24 protein-coding genes are annotated in these 25,106 nt (G+C 41.6%); 5 read left to right on the forward strand and 19 right to left on the reverse strand.

Annotation, left to right across the window (positions count from 1 at the left end; translation table 11 throughout):
- Positions 1 to 70: 70 nt before the first annotated feature.
- Complete coding sequence (gene degQ, locus MHB67_RS14590; protein WP_003213123.1) at positions 71 to 211, reverse strand: degradation enzyme regulation protein DegQ; 141 nt, start codon at positions 209 to 211, stop codon at positions 71 to 73.
- Positions 212 to 716: 505 nt separating this feature from the next.
- On the opposite strand from degQ, the gene MHB67_RS14595 reads away from it, so the two are divergent.
- On the forward strand, positions 717 to 1,073 hold the full coding sequence (locus MHB67_RS14595) for an inner spore coat protein (protein WP_151039930.1): 357 nt from the start codon (positions 717 to 719) through the stop codon (positions 1,071 to 1,073).
- A 35-nt stretch (positions 1,074 to 1,108) separates the two neighbouring features.
- Here the strand turns inward: MHB67_RS14595 and MHB67_RS14600 are convergent, their stop codons facing one another.
- The 9 genes from MHB67_RS14600 to MHB67_RS14640 form a co-directional block, all read right to left on the reverse strand.
- A complete protein-coding gene (locus tag MHB67_RS14600; RefSeq protein WP_024423326.1) occupies positions 1,109 to 2,335 on the reverse strand; it encodes an HDOD domain-containing protein in 1,227 nt (408 codons plus the stop codon).
- Positions 2,336 to 2,472: 137 nt separating this feature from the next.
- Positions 2,473 to 3,945, reverse strand: a complete 1,473-nt coding sequence (locus tag MHB67_RS14605) for a nicotinate phosphoribosyltransferase (RefSeq protein WP_024423327.1) — start codon at positions 3,943 to 3,945, stop codon at positions 2,473 to 2,475.
- Positions 3,946 to 3,962: 17 nt separating this feature from the next.
- A complete protein-coding gene (locus MHB67_RS14610; protein ID WP_024425949.1) occupies positions 3,963 to 4,514 on the reverse strand; it encodes an isochorismatase family cysteine hydrolase in 552 nt (183 codons plus the stop codon).
- Positions 4,515 to 4,574: 60 nt separating this feature from the next.
- On the reverse strand, positions 4,575 to 4,982 hold the full coding sequence (locus MHB67_RS14615) for a YueI family protein (protein WP_151863250.1): 408 nt from the start codon (positions 4,980 to 4,982) through the stop codon (positions 4,575 to 4,577).
- 27 nt (positions 4,983 to 5,009) lie between these two features.
- On the reverse strand, positions 5,010 to 5,258 hold the full coding sequence (locus tag MHB67_RS14620; RefSeq protein ID WP_342492596.1) for a YueH family protein: 249 nt from the start codon (positions 5,256 to 5,258) through the stop codon (positions 5,010 to 5,012).
- Positions 5,259 to 5,354: 96 nt separating this feature from the next.
- A complete protein-coding gene (locus MHB67_RS14625) occupies positions 5,355 to 5,576 on the reverse strand; it encodes a spore germination protein (RefSeq protein ID WP_024423331.1) in 222 nt (73 codons plus the stop codon).
- A gap of 98 nt (positions 5,577 to 5,674) precedes the next feature.
- A complete protein-coding gene (locus MHB67_RS14630; RefSeq protein ID WP_024423332.1) occupies positions 5,675 to 5,896 on the reverse strand; it encodes a spore germination protein in 222 nt (73 codons plus the stop codon).
- A 66-nt stretch (positions 5,897 to 5,962) separates the two neighbouring features.
- Positions 5,963 to 7,066 (reverse strand): AI-2E family transporter, encoded by a 1,104-nt coding sequence (locus tag MHB67_RS14635; protein ID WP_024423333.1) that lies wholly within the window; start codon positions 7,064 to 7,066, stop codon positions 5,963 to 5,965.
- Between the two features lie 183 nt (positions 7,067 to 7,249).
- On the reverse strand, positions 7,250 to 7,486 hold the full coding sequence (locus MHB67_RS14640; protein WP_024423334.1) for a YuzF family protein: 237 nt from the start codon (positions 7,484 to 7,486) through the stop codon (positions 7,250 to 7,252).
- Between the two features lie 176 nt (positions 7,487 to 7,662).
- Between MHB67_RS14640 and MHB67_RS14645 the strand changes: the two genes are divergently transcribed.
- Positions 7,663 to 9,150 carry an alpha/beta hydrolase gene (locus MHB67_RS14645; protein WP_342492597.1) on the forward strand — a complete coding sequence of 496 codons (1,488 nt, stop codon included), beginning with the start codon at positions 7,663 to 7,665 and terminating at the stop codon, positions 9,148 to 9,150.
- Here MHB67_RS14645 and MHB67_RS14650 read toward each other — a convergent pair.
- From MHB67_RS14650 to MHB67_RS14685, 8 genes are all read right to left on the reverse strand, one after another.
- Positions 9,147 to 9,680 (reverse strand): HD domain-containing protein, encoded by a 534-nt coding sequence (locus MHB67_RS14650; protein WP_044335785.1) that lies wholly within the window; start codon positions 9,678 to 9,680, stop codon positions 9,147 to 9,149. The genes MHB67_RS14645 and MHB67_RS14650 overlap by 4 nt on opposite strands.
- Positions 9,681 to 9,979: 299 nt before the next feature.
- Positions 9,980 to 10,723, reverse strand: a complete 744-nt coding sequence (locus tag MHB67_RS14655; RefSeq protein ID WP_326161187.1) for a (S)-benzoin forming benzil reductase — start codon at positions 10,721 to 10,723, stop codon at positions 9,980 to 9,982.
- Positions 10,724 to 10,822: 99 nt separating this feature from the next.
- Positions 10,823 to 11,308: a type VII secretion protein EssA gene (gene essA / locus MHB67_RS14660; protein WP_326161041.1), complete on the reverse strand. Its 486-nt coding sequence runs from the start codon at positions 11,306 to 11,308 to the stop codon at positions 10,823 to 10,825.
- On the reverse strand, positions 11,298 to 14,198 hold the full coding sequence (gene esaA / locus MHB67_RS14665; RefSeq protein ID WP_342492598.1) for a type VII secretion protein EsaA: 2,901 nt from the start codon (positions 14,196 to 14,198) through the stop codon (positions 11,298 to 11,300). Before esaA ends, essA begins: the two co-directional genes overlap by 11 nt.
- The gene (gene essC / locus MHB67_RS14670; protein WP_342492599.1) at positions 14,195 to 18,670 is read right to left on the reverse strand and encodes a type VII secretion protein EssC; all 4,476 of its coding nucleotides are present in this window, start codon (positions 18,668 to 18,670) and stop codon (positions 14,195 to 14,197) included. The genes esaA and essC overlap by 4 nt, the downstream gene beginning before the upstream one ends.
- Positions 18,671 to 18,721: 51 nt before the next feature.
- Positions 18,722 to 20,035 (reverse strand): type VII secretion protein EssB, encoded by a 1,314-nt coding sequence (gene essB, locus MHB67_RS14675; protein ID WP_185853809.1) that lies wholly within the window; start codon positions 20,033 to 20,035, stop codon positions 18,722 to 18,724.
- A gap of 14 nt (positions 20,036 to 20,049) precedes the next feature.
- The gene (locus tag MHB67_RS14680; protein ID WP_003213579.1) at positions 20,050 to 20,289 is read right to left on the reverse strand and encodes an EsaB/YukD family protein; all 240 of its coding nucleotides are present in this window, start codon (positions 20,287 to 20,289) and stop codon (positions 20,050 to 20,052) included.
- A gap of 95 nt (positions 20,290 to 20,384) precedes the next feature.
- The gene (locus MHB67_RS14685; RefSeq protein ID WP_003213769.1) at positions 20,385 to 20,678 is read right to left on the reverse strand and encodes a WXG100 family type VII secretion target; all 294 of its coding nucleotides are present in this window, start codon (positions 20,676 to 20,678) and stop codon (positions 20,385 to 20,387) included.
- Positions 20,679 to 21,084: 406 nt separating this feature from the next.
- Here MHB67_RS14685 and MHB67_RS14690 point away from each other — a divergent pair, with 406 nt between their 5' ends.
- From MHB67_RS14690 to MHB67_RS14700, 3 genes are all read left to right on the forward strand, one after another.
- Positions 21,085 to 22,314: a PucR family transcriptional regulator gene (locus MHB67_RS14690; RefSeq protein WP_024423341.1), complete on the forward strand. Its 1,230-nt coding sequence runs from the start codon at positions 21,085 to 21,087 to the stop codon at positions 22,312 to 22,314.
- Positions 22,315 to 22,424: 110 nt separating this feature from the next.
- Positions 22,425 to 23,561: an alanine dehydrogenase gene (gene ald / locus MHB67_RS14695; protein WP_044335655.1), complete on the forward strand. Its 1,137-nt coding sequence runs from the start codon at positions 22,425 to 22,427 to the stop codon at positions 23,559 to 23,561.
- Positions 23,562 to 23,677: 116 nt separating this feature from the next.
- Positions 23,678 to 24,274: a biotin transporter BioY gene (locus MHB67_RS14700; RefSeq protein WP_044335653.1), complete on the forward strand. Its 597-nt coding sequence runs from the start codon at positions 23,678 to 23,680 to the stop codon at positions 24,272 to 24,274.
- 39 nt (positions 24,275 to 24,313) lie between these two features.
- Here MHB67_RS14700 and MHB67_RS14705 read toward each other — a convergent pair whose 3' ends face one another.
- On the reverse strand, positions 24,314 to 25,090 hold the full coding sequence (locus MHB67_RS14705; RefSeq protein ID WP_103131562.1) for a sporulation protein: 777 nt from the start codon (positions 25,088 to 25,090) through the stop codon (positions 24,314 to 24,316).
- Positions 25,091 to 25,106 lie beyond the last annotated feature (16 nt).

Genomic DNA, 25,106 nt, shown 5'->3' on the forward strand with positions numbered 1-25,106 from the left:
AATTATATAATAATATATCCTTTTTTTGTATGTATTTGGATAAAAAAAAGACTTGATGATTATCAAGTCTTTAAGAAATTTTCACATATTCATATTTGTCGTATTGATCAATGCTTTTGTTAATGTTATGAAGAGAAGCCGTTGTTTCTCTGATTTCGTTTTCAAGTTTCCATAATAATTGTTTAAGTTCTTCGATTTCATACTTTTCCATCGATTCCACTCTCCTTTTTTGGAAGATCAATGTATTTGTGTATGGTGATTGGGTCATAAGTATTTGATCTGTTACTAACAGTGTAAATGTAATTGAGTATTTTTTCACCGAAAAGTATGCACAAAACGTGTGCGTGATACCGCAAAATTCAATAGGTCTTTTTTCATCATTTTCTGACTTTTCAAATCATACTTTTATCTCAATTTCAAAGGAATTGCGTCATTTTTGCGACAGGAATAGGCATCATTCGTCACACTTCTCTCCCGATAGAACGTACGATCCCCTCTGTATCTTCGGTTTTGCGTGTCATAGGTCAGACGACAGACGCTATTGTGGACACCGCAATTTTTTGGCGACATTCACCGAAATTGACCGCAAAAGTACCTATTTTTATGCTGGAATTACAAAGATAGAAAGATCATTTTGATTCTTTATTCTGATTTTCTACATACATTTAGAACAGATATCCGTCCAATTTCACGTCAATGAGAGAAGAGGTGACCATGTGTTTTACTATGTTCCTTATCCTGCTTTGCAGGTTCCCGCAATGAACCACGCATACCCGCCGCGCACGCCAATGACTTTTCCTCCAGTAGATGCCCACTCATTTCAACGAGCCGCAAAGGAATCGGCCCGTCTCGTTGCTGATGCTTCACTCATCACGCAGCAAATTTCAAGCTCCCTTCCGTTTGCGCAGCGCATCATGGAGGCTGCTGAGCGCTCTGATTCCACAAGTGTGAGCCGAATGCTGAAGCAAATTGGTGTGAAAAGCGGCATTGATATCCGCTTTAGTCCAGAAGGCATTCGAATCTACTTGTCTCTTGCCTCCAGCAGACTTTTTCTTCTTTTAAAGTGGGCATGACAAAGAAAAAGCCGCTCTCACACGAGCGGCTTTTCTTAAGATTCAAACATTTTATGGCACCATTCAATGGCTTCTATATAACACCCATAGGCTTCCTGTTTCGGGAGATTTCCATCTAACATTTCATCATCCCATTCATTTCGTTCAATACGTTTGGCCACACCTAGCACAAAAGAATAATCATTTTCATAGCCAAGCAGTGCCTCGCCAACTTCATCAGAAAGCGGCAGTTCCTTTACAAGTTCTGTGATATCTGCCCTGACAAGCGTATCAATGAGAGAAAACATACCTGTCAGCATATAAGAGGCGGGGTGCTCTCGTTCAGTACGAGAAGCAATCAGTTCACACGTTTTGGCACGAATGAATGACATTTTGATGATTTCTTTTTGGCTTGAGTTAGCTTGAACATTCAGTTCTTTAAATGAAAGGATAAAGATCCAGCGCCGAATTTCATTAAACCCAAGCAGGATAATCGCCTGCCGGATACTTTTAATTTGATAAAGACGTCTCATGCCGCCTGAATTCAGCATTTTTAATAATTGATATGATAGCGAAAGGTCACTTTCAATAAAATGGGTCACGGTCTGGATATTCGGCTGGTCCTTGCTTAACTCATTTAAAAGCTGATGGTACGCATGGAAGCTGGTCGATAATGCTCGTCCCGATATCACATGCGGCTCACTAAAGAAATACCCTTGAAACAAGTGGAAGCCCGCTTCTAGTGCCTCTTCATATTCTCTTCTCGTTTCTACCTTTTCTGCTAGGAATCGAAGGCGATACTTTTTATACGAATGCAGAATATCTCTTCGTTCTTGCGTTGTGGTTTTCAGAAAGTCAATTTTTAAAATATCTATGCAATAGAGGAGTTCCTCAAGCAGCTTGTCACTATAATGTGTTCCGTTTAGGAAGAAATCATCGAGTGCAATCGTATATCCCCATTTTTTTAACTGCTTACATCTCATAATAAGTGCCGGGGTAATCGGTACATTTTCTAATATCTCGATCACAAGCTGATGCGGATCAAAATAGGTGAGCAGATCAGATGAAAGTAAGCTTTCGGTGAAATTAATATAGCATCGTTTTCCTTCTGTCAGTGTTTCGATGCCGATATTTAGAAAACTATTGATAATGAGGTCCGTTGTCGCTTGATCACCGTCTTCAGCGCTATATGTATTGGTTTCACTATCTCTATAAAGCAGCTCATATGATACGACTTGTTCTTTTCTGTTAAAAATAGGCTGTCTCGCAACAAACACCCTCAACTGCTCCAATCCTCCTTTATGCCATGACAAACAAGATGTGCTTTCAGTATACCAAATGATTGCGCTTTTAGTTCAATTTCAATCGGTCAAAATAAAAAAAAGAGACCACCTGGCTTGATGGTCTCCCTTTCTTCAAATCATTCGCTTTCATAAAGCTCTTTTTTGATTTTATTTTTCACATCATGGATAAACTGCATTTTATTATCCCAGCATTTTTGACTCAAATCAACTGGATATTCTTCTGGTTTGCTGATTCGTTTGTATTCCTCCCAGAAGAGTCCAAGACTGTCCTGCACGTAGGCTTGAATCGTTTGAATATCTGGATTGTCATAGACAAGTTTTCCTTGCTCAAAAATCGGGACGTGAAGATCTTTCGCCACAAAGTTTGTCACGAATTTACTAATAAATGTATGCACAGGATGGAACATTTTTAGTTTATCCTCACTATGAACATCTTCCTCTTCAAGCGCAATGTAGTCACCCTCAGAATGATGATTCAATTGATTGATAATGCGGTACACACGTTTACGGCCTGGTGTTGTCACTTTCTCTGGATTGGATGAAATTTTGATGGTATCATTCATTTTGCCGTTTTCTTCAATGGACACCAGTTTATACACTGCACCGAGGGCTGGCTGATCGAATGCTGTGATCAGTTTTGTTCCAACACCCCACACATCAATTTTGGCGCCCTGTGCCTTTAAGTTCATAATGGTGTGTTCATCAAGATCGCTTGATGCAATGACTTTGGCATCATGGAATCCTGCTTCATCCAGCATTGTTCTAGCCTTTTTAGACAAGTATGCAAGATCTCCGCTATCAAGTCTGACACCAATGAAGTTGATTTTGTCTCCAAATTCTTTCGCTACCTTAATCGCATTCGGAATACCTGATCTGACAGTATCATACGTATCGACTAAAAAGACACAGTCTGTATGTGTTTCAGCATATTTTTTAAATGCTGTATATTCATCGCGGTATGCTTGTACAAGTGCGTGGGCATGTGTTCCTGATACTGGAATGTTGAAGCGTTTCCCAGCACGAACATTACTTGTCGCCTGAAAGCCACCGATGAGTGCTGCTCTTGCTCCCCACATCGCCGCATCCATTTCATGCGCACGTCTTGTTCCAAATTCTAATGCTGTCTCATCTTCAATAATTCCTTTAATCCGAGCCGCTTTTGTTGCAATCAGCGTCTGGAAATTCACGATATTGAGCAATGCCGTTTCAATTAACTGAGCTTCAACAAGCGTTGCCTCGATGCGCATAATCGGTTCATTCGCAAAGACAATTTCCCCTTCTCGCATTGAATGAAGTGTACCTGTAAAGGACAACCCGCTTAAATAGTCAATGAAATCGCTTTTATAACCGAGTTCATCTTTTAAATAAGCCAGATCGCTTTCGGTGAAGGAAAAGTCCGATAAATATTCAATCGCTTTCTCTAAGCCAGCAAATACAGCGAAGCCATTGTCAAATGGAAGCTTTCTAAAGAAGAGTTCAAAGACTGCCTTCTTCTCATGAATGCCGTCTCTCCAATACGTTTCTGCCATGTTAATTTGATAAAGATCTGTATGTAGTGATAAACTGTCGTCATTAAACCGATGCTCCAACTTCCATTCTCCTTCCCTTACTTAACCACTTTCGCACCAAGCGACTGCTCAAAGTGAGAAAGTGCCCACTCGTGCCCCGCTTCATTAAAACTCGCCACAGCATTTTGGTGAATCACAAGTTCGAAGCCTTTATTGTACGCATCAACAGCTGTATGAAGTACACAAATATCGGTACATACGCCGGCTAAGTGAAGTTCCGTGATGCCGCGCTCGCGCAGTTTCATTTCTAATTGAGTGCCTGCAAAAGCAGAGTATCTTGTTTTTTCCATATAGTAGACATGTTTTAAATGTTTTGACGTGTGAAATAGTGAACTTAGTTGTCCATAAAGTTCAATACCCTCTGTTCCGCGAATATTATGGGGCGGAAATAACTTTGTCTCTGGATGATAAGGGTCCTCTTCTTCATGATGATCGACAGCAAAGACGACAAAGTGGCCTTCATCAATAAATGAAGAAGTGATCTCTGTGATCTTAGACTCAATCGCCTGTCCAGGCTTTCCGCATGTCAGTTTTCCATCGTCTGCAACAAAATCAACTGTATAATCAATACAAATCAACGCTTTGCCCATCCGCATCTCTCCCATATGCTCTTTTGAATCATTATAGCTTATTCATTTCACTAGGGAAACCTATTCAACAGATTCATGAGAAAAAGCTTTTTGAAACAGCTCATCCTCTATATAGATATGCTCCTGATTGACCGCATCAGGCATCTCGATGACAAGACCAAAAGGAGAGTGTGCTTCGTGATGATTCACCACTTTAAAGGAACATCCAGCGGCATTTGCCATTTTCACATATTGAGAATAAGAAGCATAAGACAGTTCACCATTTAAAAGTAGGGTGGCCTGTCGATTGGCCTTCAATACTTGTTCCACCTCTTGATACGGTTTATTTCTTGATACCTGTCCCTTTGTCAGGGCGAGAAGCGCTCGTTCCCTTAATGAACCAAGAAACATCCTTCGTTCATCAGGTTTTGTTTCAGCATGTCCAAATATCCCTTGCTGCAAATAAAAGTCTACGGATTCTTCTTTCATCGCTGTTTTCACTCCTGGTTTCTAAATTTACATTTCTGTGACCCAGTGCACAATTTTGAGTGCGAGGTCACGGGCTTCGTCTGTTTCTACTCTTTCCATTAAGGATTGTTCAAGCGTATGGATGAGCTGCTCCTTTTCGTCCTCATACGCAATGGAAATACTCCATTCAATGTCAGGTACGGCTACAAGCGTTTTATATTCTTTTTTATTTTCATGTAAATATACATTGTAGGTCTTTAGTTGTCCGCTTGTGATGTGTGCTTTTCTAATTTTCATTTGACTCAGTTCACACCTCTTTTTTCTTCTTACATCCATATCTATTGTACCATAAAAAAAGACAGCTTCTGAAAAGGAATTCCCTTTCAAAGCTGGCTATGCATTAAAGCTCTTTTGCTGGCTGATCAGGTTTATATCCCACATAAACGTAACGTTTGGACTGCTAAAAAATTGGACAAAGTCCCCTGCATTATAGGTACCTGATCCACCGGCGGAGTGATCGACACTTTTTGGCGAAATGGCAAAAACATCACCGAAATGTGCAGAACCATTTCCAATCACACGGTCAATATGAATAGGCCCAACAATCGCTGGCATCTTTCCACCACCTTTTCTCCCCACATCATATGCCCAGCTTAAAAATACGTGTATGAAAAATAAAAAAGACAGCTGATCTGTGAGTATCAGCTGCCTTCCTATGCATTAAATGATTGAGGCTGGCCAAACAATGTAAAGTCCCAAAGCATCGTGGCATTCGGATTACTTGTAAGCGACATATAATCACCTGAATTAAAGGCTCCCGCACCGCCAGTAGAGTGGTCTACAGCCAAAGGGGCAATGGCCAGGACATCACCGAAAGTAGCTGCACCGTTTCCTCCTAACGACTCGATATGAATAGGTCCAACGATTGCAGGCATCAGAATCTCCCCCTATCTGCTTATCTCAATCATCTTATGCAAGTAGGGAAAAGGTGTGCATCTGTCCTAGACGTTTAAATGCTGTTCTTTGCGAGATCGCTGACGCAGCTGCACCAATCTGACAATATTCAAGGTGATGGCTTTGAGCAGTGCATAGACAGGGACCGCAAAGATCATGCCAAGGATTCCGCCAAAGCTTCCTGCCCCAATTAATAGCAGGATGATGGTCAAAGGATGTGTGTTGAGGCGTTTTCCAATGATCAATGGAGAAATGACATTTCCGTCAATTTGCTGAACGACAAGAATGACAATGACTGTCACCACCGCTTTTCCAGGCGAATCAAGAAACGCAATAAGCACAGCTGGTGCCGCGCCAAGATATGGCCCAAGGTACGGAATCACATTTGTGACCGCAATGATAATGCCGAGAATGAGCGCATATTTCACACCGATTAATAAGTATCCGATAAAACAAGCCACTCCAACAAATAAACAGACAACAATCTGTCCTTGTATGTAAGCCGCAAGTGTATCGTTTAATTCTTTAAAGATTTTCAATCCTTCCTTACGGTAAGGCATTGGCAAAAATTGAACGAGCTTGTCCGGAAACTTATGTCCGTCTTTCAACATATAAAACAAAATGAATGGAACTGTGATCACAGCTAAAGCAATATTAGCAATCACGCCAAACACAGCAGACATGCTTGAAGCAATATTTTCCGGCAAACCTTTTAATGTCGAAACAATTGTCTGTTCAAACTTCGAGACGGAGACATAATCTTGGTTCATCATCCAAGTGAATGTTTTAGAATGTGAGAAATCGTTGATAAATTTCTGCATATCCGTCACATAACCAGGGAAGCTTTTGACAAGTCCACCGACCTGTGTGACAATAACCGGTCCCGCAGCATTCACAATGAACGTGATGAGTCCGATGAACAAAAGATAAATGATCAGGATAGCAAGTGTCCTAGGAATTTTCTTGGACAAAAATCGAACAATTGGATTAAAGATGAAAAAGAGAATCCCAGCCAGCAAGATGGGAACAAACAAGGTGGATGCAAATAAAATAATCGGCTGAAATAAAAACGAAACCTTTGTTGATACATAAACAATGAGTAAAACAAGTAATATTTGGAATGTCCAAAAATGAACTTTAGATTTTAACAAAGATGCTCCTCCTGTTACGTATTGATCTTATTAAAAAACTACTATTCAACCCACCTTCTGTCAACTGCTTCTTGTTTTAGAACCTCATTTTTTGTAAAAAAAAGAACAATTGGTATATCATGCACTTTTTCCAGATATACATTCTATAAGCGTGAAAAAAGCAGACACCTTTGCGTCTGCTTGTTACACTCTTTCACTGTGATCAGGCATCACCGATACAATTTGCTGGATCCGCACATAAAAAACTGATTTTGCCCCCGCCTCAATCACAATATGATCCGGCATGACTTCCTTCAATTTTCCGCGCACTGTATCTTTCACTGTTTGAACAATTAATCTCATACCGATCACTTTCTGCAATGTTTGATAAACATATGGATCAACTAATGAAACAAGCTGCGGACTTCCTTGTTGTGCCATCCTACCTGCCCCTTTACTTGTGTATTTACCCACAGCGTATGCAATGACCCATGTTAATGTCACTCAGGGCAAACCCACAACCTAAATACCATATTTTAACATTTTATGTAATTTTACATCTTTTGGAAGTATAATAGATTGGTGCTGCCAACAATTTAAAACATTTGAAGAGGTGAATGATCTTGAAAAAACTCATCTGTCTCGCTGCTGTCATGCTCTTTTTTTCCTTTGCAAGTTATGCGTATGCAGGATCAATTGGGGATGAGCCTGGGACACCAGGGAAGTGGTTTAAAGGAGAAAAGCCGGTTCAAAAAGACGAGTCAAAACCGCCGCTTGTTTTTGTTCACGGCATTAACAGCTCCTCCTCCACATGGTTCGACCGAAACGACATGGCAAAGCAAGCTGTTCTGAACGGATACGAAAGCGCATTCATAGATTTGTATCCAGATCAGGATACGAAAAAGAATGGCAAACTATTAGCAGAAAAGTTAAAAGAAATCTATGATGTGTTCGGTCGAAAACTCATTGTGATTGGTCATAGTAAAGGCGGGGTGGATACACAGTCCGCACTCGTGTATCACAATGCCCATCCATATGTAGAGAAGGTCATCACACTCGGCTCCCCTCATTACGGGACGCCGCTGGCAGATTTAGCGTATAGCAAGGGCGGAAGCTGGCTCGCGGAAATTCTTGGACAAAAAAGCGACGCGCTCTATTCTTTGCAAACGGGGATCATGGCGGCTTTTCGAAGTGAAACCGACAAGCTGGAGAAGTTTCCTCATAAATACATCACGTATTCGGGATCGGAATGGGGAACATTTGGCGGGGTGCTGTACTTAGGAGGCATGTATTTAAAGAGCTTTGGCGCAAACGATGGCGCCGTCACGGTAAGCAGCACAAGACTATCATATGCAAACAATATTTTAACAGGGAAATGGGATCACAACTCAATTAAAAACGGCTCAAGCATGTTCCCTGTGTTTCAGCATCAGCTGCTGGCAAATGCCGCAAGCGCTGAAAAAGAAAATATAGAGAGCCCGAACTCTACTGAGCTGAATACAGATGTTTATGTGAAAGGCGGTGAAAGTGAAAAGGAGAAAACAGAAGCGTTCTATGTAGAGGAAGGAACGAATGGCTTATCGATTCAGTGGTTAAATGAAAGTCATGAGGCGCGGCCGGAAATCATCGCCCCAAATGGAGACGTCTTAACAAATCTGAAGACATCGAAAGCATCTTTCCCATATGAAGGCGCATTTTCGCACCATGTACAAATCAATAAACCCGTTCCTGGAAAATGGACGATTCGATCAAATTCAGGAAAAAAGGCTCCTTATTTGCTGCTCGTATCCTTTGATTCACCATTAAATGACGAAATCAAAGCAGAGGCAGCGAAATCAGGGGATGATGCATCGACCCATTCAAGCGGTCTGATTAAACGATTAAGCAAGAAAGTAGAAACCTTTTACTTTAAGGATGCCCAAAAAGATCATCCTCTTAAAACAACTGCTTCATCAGCTGTTCAATTGAAAAAAGAAGGTGCTTATTCTGTCACGGTTCATTACACCGGACTCACTGCATCAGGTACATCTGCATTTAACCGTACCGTTATTCGCACATTGTATGTCGATCAGGATGGAAATATTCATGGAGACATTCCATACTAAACAGAACGTTTCATTGGCTGAAGTGCCTGCTCCACTTTCTGATCCAATTCCGTGATTTTTTTCATTGCAAGTGATTCGTCTATTTGTCTGTAATGGTGATGTCCGCCAGGCTCTTCATCCATTTCGTCTGCTTTCTTAACAATTTGCTGAAGTGTGTCCTTATGAAGGTCGCCCTCTGGCAAATATGAATCTGTATGAAGCAGAATCGCAAGCGCAATATCTTTGGCTGCCTTTGGTTCCTCACCGAGGCGTATGAGCAGTTTGTGAGCCCGCTCTGCGCCTTTAATGGCATGAATATCATTCCGTCTATATGTCTCGTAATCCCATTCTCCGCCAGCTGTATACCATTCATAGTGGCCGATGTCATGCAAGAGGGCTGCTTTCACAGCGAGATCTGGATTAATCCCAGCCTGCATCGCCAGTTTGAATGCGTGATAAGCACAAGCAATCGCATGGGCTTTTCCTGAACGATTTAAATATTTTTGAGCGACTGGATGGGTGTAAACATCCATTAATGTAACCTTTCTCATGGAAACCCCTCCTTATCTATATTTTTAGCATCCTAACATATTCTGAAAAGAAACTCAAATGTTCTGTTATATTTTCTATGAATCTCAAGAATAGCTTATGTCAAATGAGCTGTTTTTGCTTGTACAATACGAAAAAAGCAGTCGCTATGACTGCTTTTTTTCCTCTTTTCAGCGTGTTATGAAAACCCTTGAAGTCTAGGAAGGCCGAGTACTGGTGCGGAGCGAATTTGAGATTCGTGAGCACCGGCACGCAGGCCTGACACCGAATGCGAGGGTTTGTCTTCACGCTGCAGCCGTCGTTATGACTGCTTTTTCCCATACTCACGTGCATCGTAGACACATCCGCCAGCTGGATCACCAGCTAAAAGATCGAGCAAAATACCTGAGACTTCATCTGGACTCTTCAGTGTGCCTGTTTCATATAATTGCTGAAAACGGTCTATTTGTTCAAAGTCTTGTTTTGATGATTTCCGAATTTCCCCCTGCATATCTGTATCGATCGTGCCGGGTGAAAAGGAAAACGTGTTGATCGGATGCGCCTCGTCCTGTTGTTCCTCATGAAAAGTCCTCATAAACATATCGAGTCCTGCCTTTGAACTGCAATACGCACTCCAGCCTTTGTATGGGTTTTTCGCCGCTCCAGAAGAGAGATGAACGATCGTTTTCTTTCCGTTAAATGATTGAGTCTGCTTGGCAAACACATGGCTCAGCAAAACAGGAATGACAAGATTCAGCTTGTAATGCTGATGAAGTGTATCCTGTCCGCCTTGTCCAACGCGCTTGATCGGTGTGACCATTCCTGCATTGTTGACAAGTAAGATGTCATCAGCATCTGCCAGAGTTTGCGGCGTAAGACTATGTTGAAGCCATTTGGCCGCTGCTTCTTCATCGGTCAGATCAACCTGGGTATGTGTAAGCTTCGGATGGGATATTGGCGATGCACTTCTTGCTGCCGTGTACACATGATCCCCGCGTGCAAGCAGCCTGTTCACAAGTGCTAAGCCAAAACCTTTTGATCCGCCTGTAACGATTGAAATTCGAATGACAATCTCCTCCCTTGATATCACTATTTTACGTAGTGAAACGGTATGACATCAAGCAATCTGCATAAAGAAAAGCCTGCCTCTATTAAAAAAGACAGACTATTTCTTTTCAGCCTTCACATTCACCTTTGGAATCAGGATGATCATCACAACGAGACCAAGGGCTATCAAGAAACCAAAGATCATCGGAAGCAGTGCCGATGTCTGCTTCTCATGTTCATCCTCAGAAGGTGCTGATACAGCCGAATCACTAAAAGAGATATTCATCTCTTTCATCATACGAGCTGGTGTTTTGGGTGGGTTCTCCTTTAGATCACTAAATAGTTGCGGAGAAAGAGATCCCCCCCGGGCTTTAGGCGGTTTAGCAAAATGAATGTCTGTTTTGATTTTTGATGTCGTTTTGCTTTGTTCGTATTTCGTTTGATCCCTCAATATACTCGAGTTAATATTGAGTTCCTTTTCCTGATATTCATTCGGCTTGACATTCGTATCCGTATCTTCACCAGCAGCGAAAGCAGCAGGGATGAGGAGAAAAAGGGAAACGGCAACGAGTGCCGTCCCTTTCACGAATAGATTAAGCTTCATGAGTCACATCACGTTCCTCTGTTTTATCTTTCCATAGCTTTTTCACAAGCGGTACGACCATGAAAAGAACAGTTAAAATCACTAACCCTGTGACGCCCATTCCAAAGGTGTCTCCATTTCCATATTGAATCGACAGGTACACGTCTGTCACTGGATTGGTAAAGTGGAAATTCGGCATCACCAAATCAATTAACGGTGCGACAAAGAAGAAAATCAGCGCTGTTGCTGCCATCCACCCGGCAATAGAACCGAATAGGAAGGCCGTGCGAATAAAAGCAGAGCACGCCACTAATAACAAAATGGTGAAGATCGACCATTGAATGGCTTGATCATCTGCTAGTTTGTAAATGTTCAGTCCAAACAAGCTGATCATGAGTCCGACTAATAGATTCAAGATGCCAAACAGTGCACCTTTGACCAGCATCGGAGCTGACGCATAATACGAGCTGAAAAAACCAATTAACAAACTGCTGATCATCACAATGACCAAAATGACGACCGGCGGTACAGTCTGCGTTTTTTCTTCCGGCACATCGCCGCTGATTTTCAGCGGATTGGCTAAATGGTTATACACATAGTTGCTGTTGCCTTGATCACTTAATGTATTTCCTAAAATACCCTTTAAATCTTGCTGAACAAGCTTTGTAGAGTCGACATTCTTGCTCCAGTTTTCATTCAGCGTATCTGCTTTTTCTTGAACTGTTGTGACACTCTCTTCAATGTTATTCGTATAATCCGCCACCCCTTTTTGGCGGTCGGTTAACGAACTCATATTTTCAGAAAGACGAAGCACTTCCTGTCCAATTGAATCCTGTGCACTGACAACTATTGAACTGCCTGCAAGATCTGCCGTATACACCGCATCTCCTTGATCAGCCATTTGCTCAGCTACATTGTCGGCACTTTCAGAGATTGTCTGTAACTCCTGTTCCATGCTTGCCTGCTGAGTCGTAATGTACTCCGCATAACCATCTGAAAACTTCTGCATCTCATCAATAAAAGTAGACACATCATCATTTGATGTCAGCATCTGGTTTTTGAGCTTATCCCAGTTTTCTGTTTCTTCTTTTTTGATGGAGAGGATAGACTGGATATTCTCTTCTTTTGCGTCATATAGAGAAGAGTTATTAGATGGTTGATAGACATTTGCGATCATCAGCTCTAGCTGAGAGAGTTGATTTGAATAGTCCATTAATTTTTTAGTTCTTGTTGATTTTGTTTCGAACTTTTTCTCAAAAAGATGATCGCTAAAGGCATTACTAATCGGTGAGTTCCTGCGCTTCAGCTCTTTTACTTTGCTTACAATGGATGATTCTTGATTTTTGATTTCATTCGGAATGACGTTATATCGATCTTGTAACCGTAGGATAGTCTTTTCAAGCTTTTCTACTTTTTTCGTAAGGGTCTCAAGCTCTTTACTCATCTGACTCACTTTGTCTTTTAATTCGTCGTTATGAGCGTCCGCTTTTTCTTGTATTTTCTTTTTCACTTCATCTAAGCGAGTTGAGAGTGCTTTTAGGTCATCCTGCGATGAATTCTTGCTGCTAGTATCTGGCTGAGCTGGATTTTCACCGCTTTCACCTTCTTGCCCATCTTCAGTCGAAGGCGGTGGTGTCTCCTGTTCTCCTAATTGATCCGCAAGGTCGTTCATTTCTATTGAAATTTGTGAGAGCTCATTTGTTTCTTCATCTAGGTTAATCCCAATCTCTTCTGGGTTTTCATTATCTTGATCTGATGGCCCGTCTTCATCAGAGTCAGCTGGCGGTTCCGGCTCGTCCATTAACTCTTGCCTTTTTGCCAATAGCTTTGTCTGCAAGTCTGATATTTTATTTCGATAATCTTCTAAGTAACGATCTTCATAGTTTTTAATCAGTTCCTTCTGAGACGCTATCACAAGTTCCGTTAACCCCGTGGATTGCTTAGGAATAACGTCTTCTCTCGACTTTTGAACAGATTGGATGGCGCTGTCCGTTGTTTTCAGCTGACTTTGTACCCCGTTGATGTCTGTTTTGAGTCCGCCCATTTGATCACTAAAGCTGCGGGCATTTTGGTTTTGAATGTCAGCGAGTTGTTTGAGCCCTTGCTGGATTTGCTTTTGGCTTGCTGATTGTGCTTTGATCAAGAGATCCTTTTGTTTGTCTTGATACTGCTGGTATTGATCGACTGCTTTCACAAAGTCCTTTAATTGGTTCTTTGCTTCTTCTGTTGTACTCAAGCCGTCTTTATATTGTTTCTGTGAATCGGCCATCGCATTTTTTAATTCTTCTATTTGTTTCTTCTGCTGCTGGACGGCATCTGATAGTTTGTTTGAGTTCGGTTTATAGAAGTTGTACATCGTGTTTTGGAATTCAACTTCTTTGCCGACAATATGCTCAAATTCTTCTCTCACATTGCCAATTTCCTGTGATACAAAACTCCAGTATAGCGTCGACATCTGTTCATTCATTTTCTTTTGCGCATTTTCCAGCTCTCTCTGCACTTTCTCTTTATTGACTGCATTGAGCTGATCTTGAATCGAAAATTGGATGGACGCCTTTTCAGGATGGTCTTTATCATAGCTCAGCACATTTTTAGAGAAATCAGACGGAATATAAAGGACAGCGTCATATCTTCTGTTTTTCAGTCCATTTTCCGCCGCACTGCGATTCACTACAGTCCATGTATAATCAGGACGTTCTGACAATGCTGCCACAACATCCTGTCCGAAACGAGCCGTGTTTTCACTTTCGCTCGCTCCCATATCCTCATTGACCACTGCAATATTTCGCGTGGCATTCTTCTTCTGTTTTGCCGGGTCATCTCCAATCAGGTGGAAAAATAAAACCGGCAGCACAAGAATCAATATCATGGTGGATACGATTTTGATGGAGCTTTTTTGCTGCTCTGTCATTGAACACTCTTCCTTTCTACCGCACATAAAGGAACCTGGATTTTCTTCTCTTTTCCGTTTTCAACCAAATACCCGAAGCCTGGCTGAATCTCTGGTTCTTGTCTTGCATACGGAAGCGGTATGATGTTTTGCTCTGATTTTTTCATGAGTAACATAGCATGACGAACTTGTTTGATTTCGTTTGTGAGTGCATCATAGCCCTTACTGAACTCGGTATGATTTCCTGATGCAATCAGGCTGAAGCCTAAGTGTGCATATGACTTCATGAAATCAGCCAATTGATCTTGAAGACGCGGATCGATCGTCTGCTGAAAACGCGTAATGCCATCAATCACAAGCACAATTTGAGGAAATGACAACTGATCGGTCTCCCCTTGGCGCACAGCTTCGACATACATTTCTTCCCGCACCTTAAATATGCGGTCCATTTCTTCTGCCCATTCGGTGATATCATCTTTTGTTTCAAGGTAATCAATGTTCTCTTCTTTTGCATAATGGGATAGACCCCGATCAATTGAATCAAAGACAGCCAGCTTTTCAGGCTTTGCCACTAAAAGCTGATCAAGCATCAGTTTTGTCACATTTGTTTTCCCGCGCTGCGTTTGACCGATAATGAGGCAATGTTTATTCTTTTTCAAGTCAAAATAAACAGGTGCCACAGATTCCTCATCTAATCCGACTGGAATGTCATAAGGCGGTTTTTGTTCATCTAAACGACTCTCAAGCTCCCAAACTGTCAGCTTATCAGGAAGCATTGGCACAGGCTTTGGTTTTTCGGATGCTTCAAAGCGGTCATGAAGAAGCTGTATCTCTTGTTTCAAATGCTCAAACAATTCGAGATCGTTCTCTCCTTCAACTGGCAGAAACATTTGCGCAAAATAAAGCTCTTCTTTGTTAATAATGACTCGTCCTGGGATCGGCTCTAAGCTGAATTTCGGTCTGCCAATAATCGAGTACGCCTCTCCTTGATCCATTAAGTAATGGACAATCTTTGTTTTCAGATTGTTCATCAGCGATTGACGCACTGCATTTACCCGGGTTGCTGTAATCAAGAAGTATATACCTAATGATTGTCCGTCACGGCTCAGCTGAATAAATTCAGATTCGAGATCATGCATTTCGTCTTTGACAATGTCAAAGTTGTCAATCACGATAAAAATGAACGGAAGCTTTTTCTCATTTAAGGCGTTGTACATTTTGATATGACTCATTTCTTGCTGTCTGAATAAGCGCTTGCGATATTCAACCTCTTCCCGCAGACGCTTCATTGATTTTTGAATCTTTCTCATCTGATCCATTAAGAAATAATCCGCCGTATGCGGCAGTTTGGCTAACGGAAGCAATGTTCCGTTTCCGAAATCATAAATATATGCGTGCCATTCTTCAGGTGAATACCTCTCCGCAAAGCTCATCAGCAGTGTTGTGGCAGCAAGGGATTTGCCGTAGCCGGAGGAACCGAAGATGCCAATGTTCCCATCTTCCATCATTTGATAAGAAAGTGGATGCTGGCTTTGCTGATCTGGTTCATCGACAAGCGCAAAATGGAAGACATGCTCTTCACTCGACGCATAACGTGTTTTTGGAATACGTTCCTCAAGCGGTGGAAGCCATGGACTTGGCAGCTTCTCAATTCCAAGCTCTTGCTGCATACGTTCAATTTCATCCACAACAGCGGAAATCTCCGTCACTGTCTCTTTTTTCACTGCTGGCTCTGTGCTTACCCCTGATAACGGAATAAGACCAGTATCTGTCACAATGGCAATGTCATCTTCTGAGCCGTAGCCATCTTCCATATATGGTGCACCGCTCCAAGCCGATTGGAACAATTCATAAATTTCATTGTTGCCCACTTGTAAATAACCGCGGCCTGTGACGGTAATGGACGCTGCATCACTATTTTTCAAAATTTCCTTACTGTCTGACGCATCTTGTACTTTTAGTGCGACCTTAAAACGGGAGTTACTCCAAATCTGATCATCAATGACCCCGCCTGGCTTTTGGGTAGCCAAAATGAGATGGACCCCGAGGCTTCGGCCAATACGTGCAGCGCTGACAAGCTCCCTAATAAAGTCTGGCTCTTCACTTTTTAATTCAGCAAACTCATCAGAGATTAAGAACAAGTGAGGCATTGCCTGCTCAGCCTTTTTCTCCTTGTAAAGCTTCGTATAATCATTGATGTGATTCACATGATACTGATCAAACAGCCGCTGTCTTTTCTTCAATTCACTTTTAATTGAGGCAAGCGCTCTTTCACTAAAGTTCTTGCTGCCTTCAATATTGGTGATCGTTCCAAGTAAATGAGGAATATTTCGAAACGGCTGCGCCATTCCGCCCCCTTTATAGTCAATCAATAGGAAAGCAACTTCATGCGGGTGAAAATGTACAGCGAGCGATAAAATATACGTCTGTAAAAATTCACTTTTCCCTGATCCCGTTGTTCCCGCCAACAGTCCGTGCGGGCCATGTGCTTTTTCATGCAGGTTCAGATCGACAATGTCGTTTTTCCCTTTATAACCAATTGGAACTGATAATGATTTGGCCGTTTCTGAAGTCAGCCATTTTTCACGAATGCCAATGTCATCTACCTGTTTGGCATGGAAAAGATCAAGGAATGAGACCGTCTCAGGAATCGAATTGGTCATACCGACTTGATGATCTAATGTTCTCAGTGTTCTGGCAAACAGTTCATTGTCCCCGCGCTGATGTGTATCAAGCTGAAACGGAATTCGTACTGCCTTCTTGTGCTGAATGAGAATATCTCCTTCTTCTTCGTTAATATAACGGACAAGCGTCGAAATATTTTCAACCAAGCTTTCCTTTGTTTCTGCTGCAAAAATGATGGAGATACCAAGATCTGTCCGGCTGCCTTCTAGGTATTCTAAAATCACATGCTCGGCAATAAGCTCATGATTTGTCACGATGAACACAAAATGAGGCGTAAAGATTTTCTTCTCTTTTTCTTCTTCTAAATCACGCTCGCGTAAAATTTCATAAATAGAGGACAACAGCTGATCGCGTGTTTGTTCGTTGTAAATAAACCCTTTGCCATATGTATGAGGCAGCTGGAAGTGCGGAAGCCATTTCATCCATTCCCAATTCTCATACTCCTGCTCATGAAAGATAAAGACAAATCTCAAATCGTGATAGCTGTGCGAGAAAGCAAGCTGTCCAACTAGCTGATGAAGCTCATTTTTCACAATCGCAGGCTTCCCTATTAATCCTGTTGGACCATCCGCAAGACCGAATGTAATCGGGACATTCTTCACTTCACGATATACTTTTTGCATGTGCTGCGTTTGTTCCATTAAGTCATCAACATCTCGATTGGCCATATCGCCGCCGCTCATCGATAATTCATAGCTTGATGGGACTGCGCCTGTTCCAAGACGCAGGTGCAAGAAGTCGTCACTCACAAGCGTCTTTTCCCAAATGCGTCCGCTGATTTCTGATGTTAAATACTTCATTTGTTCAAATGACGGATAATGATACGTCAAAATATATTGCTGGCGGTCATACAGCTCCTGCAGCTCTTTTCGTTTATTTTCTAAATAAAGAGAATAGACACGCTGCCGCTTCTCTTCTCGTCTTTTGCGCTGTGATTTTTCCTTAAAATATTGAACGGACGATGTAATTAACGTCATGATAAACATCGCCATCGACACGATAATAAAGATTCCACGCGGCTGGATAAGGGCAACAATCCCCATCACAAGGAGCATCACAAGCGGCGGAAGAACAACAAGCCAAAGCCCTCTGCTGTTATTTTCACTCTCCTGCGAAGGAAAGCTAAAGGATACCCGGTCATCTGGTAAATCATAAATCAAACGTGGTGTACGTCTGTATGAAGGGTATTTTTGTTTTGTTTCTGTACTTGGCGGTCTTGTTTTTTCCAAACGTGTATGAAAGGGTTCGTAAGCTGTCACCTGTAATAAATCATCATCTTTAAATGTCACCGTCAGAAAGTTCCAGAACAGCTCATCTCCTGCATAAATCTTCTCGGGACCGTGGATTTTCTTTCCGTTCACGTAAATCGTCTCGTCCTGAGGCATGACATACCATGTTCCTTCGATTTTCTCTAAAGTGAACTGGCTGGCATCTTGAAACATGGAATGAGCTTGTTCTTTCCACACATCAATCTCATCTTTCTCTTCACGTGAAAAAGACAGCTCCACTCTATTTCCTAGGTAATAAATATGTTGATCATGATGTGCATCCATTAAAATAAGTGTGAGTGAACCAAGCTGATATGGTTCATGTGGAAGTAATTTGCCTTTCTTCTCATCTCCCTGATAAATAGTAAAACCATCATTCGGTTCATCAGGAGATAAACGAATGACCCCTTCATCAAACGAAAGTGAAGGGATTGTCACTGTATGCTCTATTTCAGGTCCAATCAGAGCTTCTCGATTGAACTGCTCATCTAAACGGACAGTTTGATAATCCTCCTCATAAAAAACCCAAAGAAGACTCAAACGCTCCACCTCCTCATGGGACAGCACCAACTGTCAGTTGTATCGAAAGAATTATTTTTTCTCATCTTTTTTCGTCTGAGAGGTTTTCTTTTTCGCTTCAGATTCTTTCTCTTTTTTCTCTTGATCGGCTTTTGACTGCTCTTTTTGTTCAGCTGTTTCATCTGTTTGGCTTGCGTCTGAGGAGTCACTTGTGCTTGTCTCGGTTGTTTCTTTTTCTTCATATTTCGCCATTTCCTTAATGATCGGATCTAGCTGTTTTTGTTTTTCTTCAGCAGAAAGGCTATCATCGTTTTGAATTTCATTGCGATAGGCGACGAGTGCCGTAAATATGTACCTGTCGTCTCCAAGCACCCGTGCAATATCAAGTGCTTCCTTGCTATTGCCTTGTCCAATATGAATCCAGAATAGGAAGTATTGCGGATCTGTCTGTAATGTGTACGTTTCTGTGATTTCTTTTTTATGCTGATCAAGCAACAAACTGCCTTGGTTCGTTTGTACATACGAAATGGCCAGTTCATATTGAAGAGAGACTGGCATTTGATTGGCTGGATACTTCTCTAACGTATCCACCACTTGACTGTACTGCTTGTTGAGATAATATTTGTTTGCCTCGACGTATGCTTCTTGTTTTGGCATGGCAAAAAAGAAGGTGTAAATGGTGTACACCAATGCAGGGATTAACAGGACAAGTAGACCTAGTCCAATGTATCGCTCGATCTTCCATTTCTTTTTAGGAATGGTTAAGAGCGTTTTTTCTTTCGCATCGATTGCTTTGATCTTTTGCTCAATCAAAGTTGACAATTCTTCCAGCGACTTCGTTTCACTAATTTCTTTTGCCAGCTCAGATAATTTCAACGTTTCATTGTAAGCCACATATTCTTGAAATTGATATTCATGGTCAACCACTCGAAGAACGACAGCCTTGACCTCTTTTAACAGGCGATGCTCATCGGTTTCATATGGCGGGATGCTTTCTTTGACTCCATAATGCAAAAATGCAGGAGCTAAGCCTTGATGAAAAACAATGTTTTCAGGAGAAACAATAGGATGCAGCCGCTTCACGTCGTGTGTAAGAACTGCATCGACAAGCTGGTATGAAAAAATCCATTTGCTTTTTTCATCCTTTGCATGGATGAAACGAAATTCCTGATAGGCAGGAGGCGGTTGTATAGAAATGATGACCTCATCTTCAGTTAATTGAATCTCTTTCTGAAATGAAGGATTGATGTCTTTGATCGGTGCCGCTTCTAAACCGTCTAAGAGTTTAATCGTCTCTTTTTGAAAAATAAAGGTATAGGTGCCTCCCTCTTTTTTCATGACTGCTTCTAATTGTTCTTCTAAATAGGAACTCTTTTTATCTGCCATTTACAAAAGTCCTTTCATAGTATTTCCAGCCTGTCTCCTGTGGTAATTCCACAGTCTGACAGCTTATATTCGCCTGAAAACACAGCTTTCTTATTGACTACCCGCACCCATCCGCCTTCTCGCTTTGGAAGTGAGATTTGTTTTGCCTGCCAGGCGATATGGATGACTTGTTTAATATGTAAATAATTTGATAGTCTCAAATCAAACACACTGCCATCATAATTTTTTAAGTCGATGGTAATATCGATATACACAAATTTCCACCTCACAAAATAGAAAGAGCGCCGGCATCCATTGACAGACTCGGCGCTGTTTCTGCTTTTCACACTTAGAAAGGAAATCCCTTTGATTAGCCGCGGATTTGGCTTGCGATGTCTTGGTCAGTGCTTTCAAGTGTATTTGCCGTTTGATCAAGCTGATTGCTGACATCTGTTAATAGATCAGACATTTTGATAAATGAAGGCTTAAGCTGTTCGTATTGATCAGCAAATGCTTCACTAGAAGCACCTTCCCACATTCCTTTTAAATCAGAGATCATTCTATTTAGACGATCAACTTGGTTTAACACTTCTTGACTTTCAACACCATATTGCTTAGCGGTCGCTCTTAGTTCTTCTGGGGTTACGCGAATAATTCCTGACATATTCCTCATTACCTCCCGTGCATAGCCGCCATATAATGGGCTAATCCACTTATTTTTTGACGTTATTATTATAAAAACAGAAATGATACACAGTCAAACAAATCTGTTTTTATTTTACAAAATGAGTCTATAGAATTACTGTTTTTTCGCTTTTTATCTAGTATTTAACAGTTTTTTGGTCATATATTCATAATAAGTATCCACCTGCTTCGGTGGATCTTTCCGCCTATTGATTTTTTACTACGTTATTATTGTACTATTTCTTTTTCAACATGCTTCAACATCCATTTGCTTGCTTCTCACACTTTTTGTTTTTTTAAGTTTATGGCAGTTTTTTGTTGATTTACGTACCTCATTCTCTTCATAATGTAAGTACGTGAAATATTCGAAAAAGCAGGGGTTTTTTATGACAAAAAAGACAGATCCGTTTAAGTATAGTCTTGATCGTTTAGAGGATGTGGCAGACCAAATTAGTGATGTGCTCAATTGCCCTATTACTATAGAAGATACTCATCATCGATTATTGGCATATAGCACACACAATGATTTTACTGATCCCGCCAGAACTTCAACCATTATCTCCCGCCGGGTACCGGAAAAAGTCATTAATCGGCTTTGGAAGGACGGCATCATTCCTACACTCCTTAAAACAGACGAACCGCTTCGTGTCCCTCAAATTGCAGAGGTGGGTTTATCTAGCAGGGTCGCCATTTCGATCTGGAAGGACAAAGAAGTGCTCGGATTTATTTGGGCGATTGAATCCGCACAGCCTTTTTCAGAAGAAGAAATGGACCTTCTCAAAATGGCAGCGCATGCCGTGAAAAACAAATTACTCAATTTACAAATTCGAAAAACGAAAACAGAAGAACGTAATCAGGAGCTTTTCTGGAAGATGCTCACAGGTCATATTCATGAAAAGGATGAGATGCTTGACCTATTTTTAAGGCTTGGCATCAGATGTCCAGACACATATGCCATCATCATCTTCCGTCTTCGTGACGAACTCACAGAGGAAACAGAAAAAAAGCTGTCCTATCTGCTTGAAACAACACAGCAAGTACAGGTACTGTTAACGACTGTTGATTTTCACGAATTCATTATTCTTGTCTCACCAAAAACAGAACATCCGCTTCAAGATATTAAGCAATTCACAAGCGGCATGCTGCAGCAGCTTGCGGACCGGTATCATATTCAGCATGTTCAGGCAGCAATTGGAGGAATTTACGATAACATCTCTCAAATTCAGCCTTCCTATAAAGAAGCACTGGCTGTATTAAAGACGAAAGAACGCTTTCCAGTTGAAACAGAACGTTTAAACAGCTTTTCTGAACTAGGCATTTATCAATATCTTGATGTGCTTGCTGAGAAGCGAAAGGGCTCTTCTTACTCCAGTTACTCTTTATCAAAGCTGGAGGATTACGACCTGAGGCATCATTCCAACCTTGTCGAAACCCTTGAGCGGTTTATTGACTGTGACAGCAATGCCAATATTGCCGCAAAGCAATTAAACATCCACATCAATACCTTAAATTATCGATTAAAACGGATTACAGACATCGCAGAAATTGATTTAAAAAACATGAATGAGAAAATGACCATCTACCTTGATATGAAACTAAAAAACGTCCATTTGTGAAATTTCACAAAGAGGCGTTTTTTTATTTTTTATTTCAACCGAAGAATTTTCTAAACTTTCCGGATACACTAGACATACAATATCAATAGATAAGCATAGGAGGAATAAACATGATCATCGGCATTCCGAAAGAAATTAAGAACAATGAAAACCGAGTGGCTTTAACACCAGGAGCAGCTTCTCAATTGCTTTCAGCTGGACATCAGATTTTAATTGAAACAAACGCTGGTTTTGGAAGCGGATTCACTGATGACGATTATGTATCTGTTGGTGCAGAGATTCTTGATCAGGCGAAAGATGTATGGGCATCTTCTGATATGATCATGAAAGTAAAAGAACCATTACCTGAGGAATATCCTTATTTCAGAGAAGGACTCATCTTATTTACGTACCTGCATCTAGCCGCAGAGCCCTCCTTGGCTGAAGCATTAAAACAAAAAGGCGTTACAGCCATTGCTTACGAAACAGTAACGGACGGAAAAACACTCCCTCTTCTCACACCAATGTCTGAAGTAGCAGGCAGAATGGCCGCTCAAATTGGGGCTCAATTTTTAGAAAAGCCAAAAGGCGGAAAGGGTATTTTACTTGCAGGTGTACCAGGGGTATCAAGAGGAAAGGTCACCATTATTGGGGGCGGTGTTGTTGGAACAAACGCAGCGAAAATGGCGATCGGACTTGGCGCAGATGTCACCCTGATTGATGTAAACGCAGAACGCCTGCGTCAGCTGGACGACCAATTTGGCCATCAAATGAAAACGTTAATGTCCAATCCTGTCAACATTGCAGATTCAGTCAGTGAGGCAGACCTTCTTATTTGTGCTGTGCTGATTCCTGGTGCCAAAGCACCAACGCTTGTGACAGAAGAAATGGTGAAACAAATGAAGCCTGGTTCTGTCATTGTGGATGTAGCGATTGATCAAGGCGGCATTGTCGAAACCATTGATCATATCACAACCCATGATCAGCCTACTTATGAAAAACACGGCATTTTACATTATGCTGTCGCCAACATGCCAGGTGCCGTTCCGCGGACATCAACTGTTGCGTTAACGAACGTCACTGTTCCATATGCGCTGCAAATTGCGAATAAAGGTGCTGCAAAAGCTATTAGAGAAAACAATGCCATCGCAGAAGGTGTCAATGTGATGAACGGACATATCACGTACGAAGCGGTCGCTCGTGATCTCGGCTATGATTACGTACCTGTCAGCAAAGCCAGCGATGCCTCTTTTATGACCGAAGCTTAATCAGCTACCCGCCCTATTGATGGGCGGGTTTTATTGTTAACCTAAAATAAAAACAAGTTGACAAAAATCCTTCTTCCCCTTAATCTATTTGTACAGATAAGACAGGGGGAAACATCATGCAAAAGAAGACAAGAACTGCTGACTTTGTGCTAGTGGGAATGTTTGCTGCACTCATGGCTATCGGAGCCAATATCACATCCATTGTGCCATTTTTACAGGTCAGCGGAATTCCACTTACGATGCAGCCGTTTTTTTGTGTGCTTGCTGGTCTCTTACTCGGCAGACGGCTTGGCGCATTAGCTATGATTGTCTATGCCTTGGTTGGAATTGCTGGTGCACCTGTATTCGCCCAGTTCTCTGCGGGCTTTGGGGTCATTTTAGGGAAAAGCGGCGGCTTTGTACTATCGTACATCCCTGCTGCCTGGCTTGCTGGATTCATTCTAGAGAAAAGAAAAAATCCTGGCTTTGGTCGCTTTTTGCTTGCAGCCATTGCTGGTACGACCGTGATGTATGTGATCGGAACCACCTATACATACCTCGCATTAAATGTATGGCTCAATGCACCGATTTCCTATCAAACCACATGGTTCTTTATGATCTGGTTTATGGTAAAAGACTACGCATTGACTATATTACTTGCGATGCTGGCACCTAAAATTTATCGCTCTGTTTCCAAAGCCACATCCTTTCGAAAACAAGAAGCTGTATCATAGAAAAAAGAGCCTGTCTTCATTCAGGCTCTTTTTTCATCATTACTCAGCGTATTGATCTATGATTTCTTCTAGCATTCCTTCAAGCACTTCTACATCTTCAAGATCTGATGGACTGAAGCGGTAGCGTACAAGCTGTTCTCCATCATTATACATCTCCTCAAGCCAGCCTCTCAGGCCTCTTGCTCTACGGTCGACTTCGAAAACAATGTCTAATCCGCCTTCATCTATCAGAAAAATCAGCTCTAACTCATCAAGCATATAGCGATAGTAGTCTGATGTCGGAATGAACTCGAATTCTTGGACGAATGGCAGGCGCCGCTGAAAGTAAGGTGCTTGCTCACAGTCTGCTTCGTTCAGGTGAAAACCTAGATTTCTAGTGGCTTCCAGCACATTTTTCACCCAAGGATGTGCTTCAACGAAAATACGGTCATAGTCAGATTTATCGATTCCACCTTGGATATCAAGGTCTGTCATTACTGCAATTTCTACTTTTCCGATCGTCATCGGGGTATCGATAGGAAGAATAAATGAAAACGGAAATTCATGCTTTTCTCCAGGCTGGATGGTAAAAGAATCCGTCACCCTTAAAGTATAGATGTTCGCATATTTTCTATGCTCTTCATCATCTTTCACAATCACATACTGTGTTTCAATCTTGACATTGATATAGCGGATGTCCTGAGCGACTTTCCCGCCCTTTACATGAACAGTTCCCGTTACTTCTTGTCCTGGATAATAAGCGTTTTTCTCTAAAATGGTATCTACTTTTGCCGCACCAATTCCTGCACTTGCCGCTAGCTTTTTAAAAAATGACATGTCCCATCTTCCCCTT

It is taken from the genome of Bacillus sp. FSL H8-0516 (genome assembly GCF_038635285.1).
Lineage (GTDB): Bacteria > Bacillota > Bacilli > Bacillales > Bacillaceae > Bacillus > Bacillus safensis.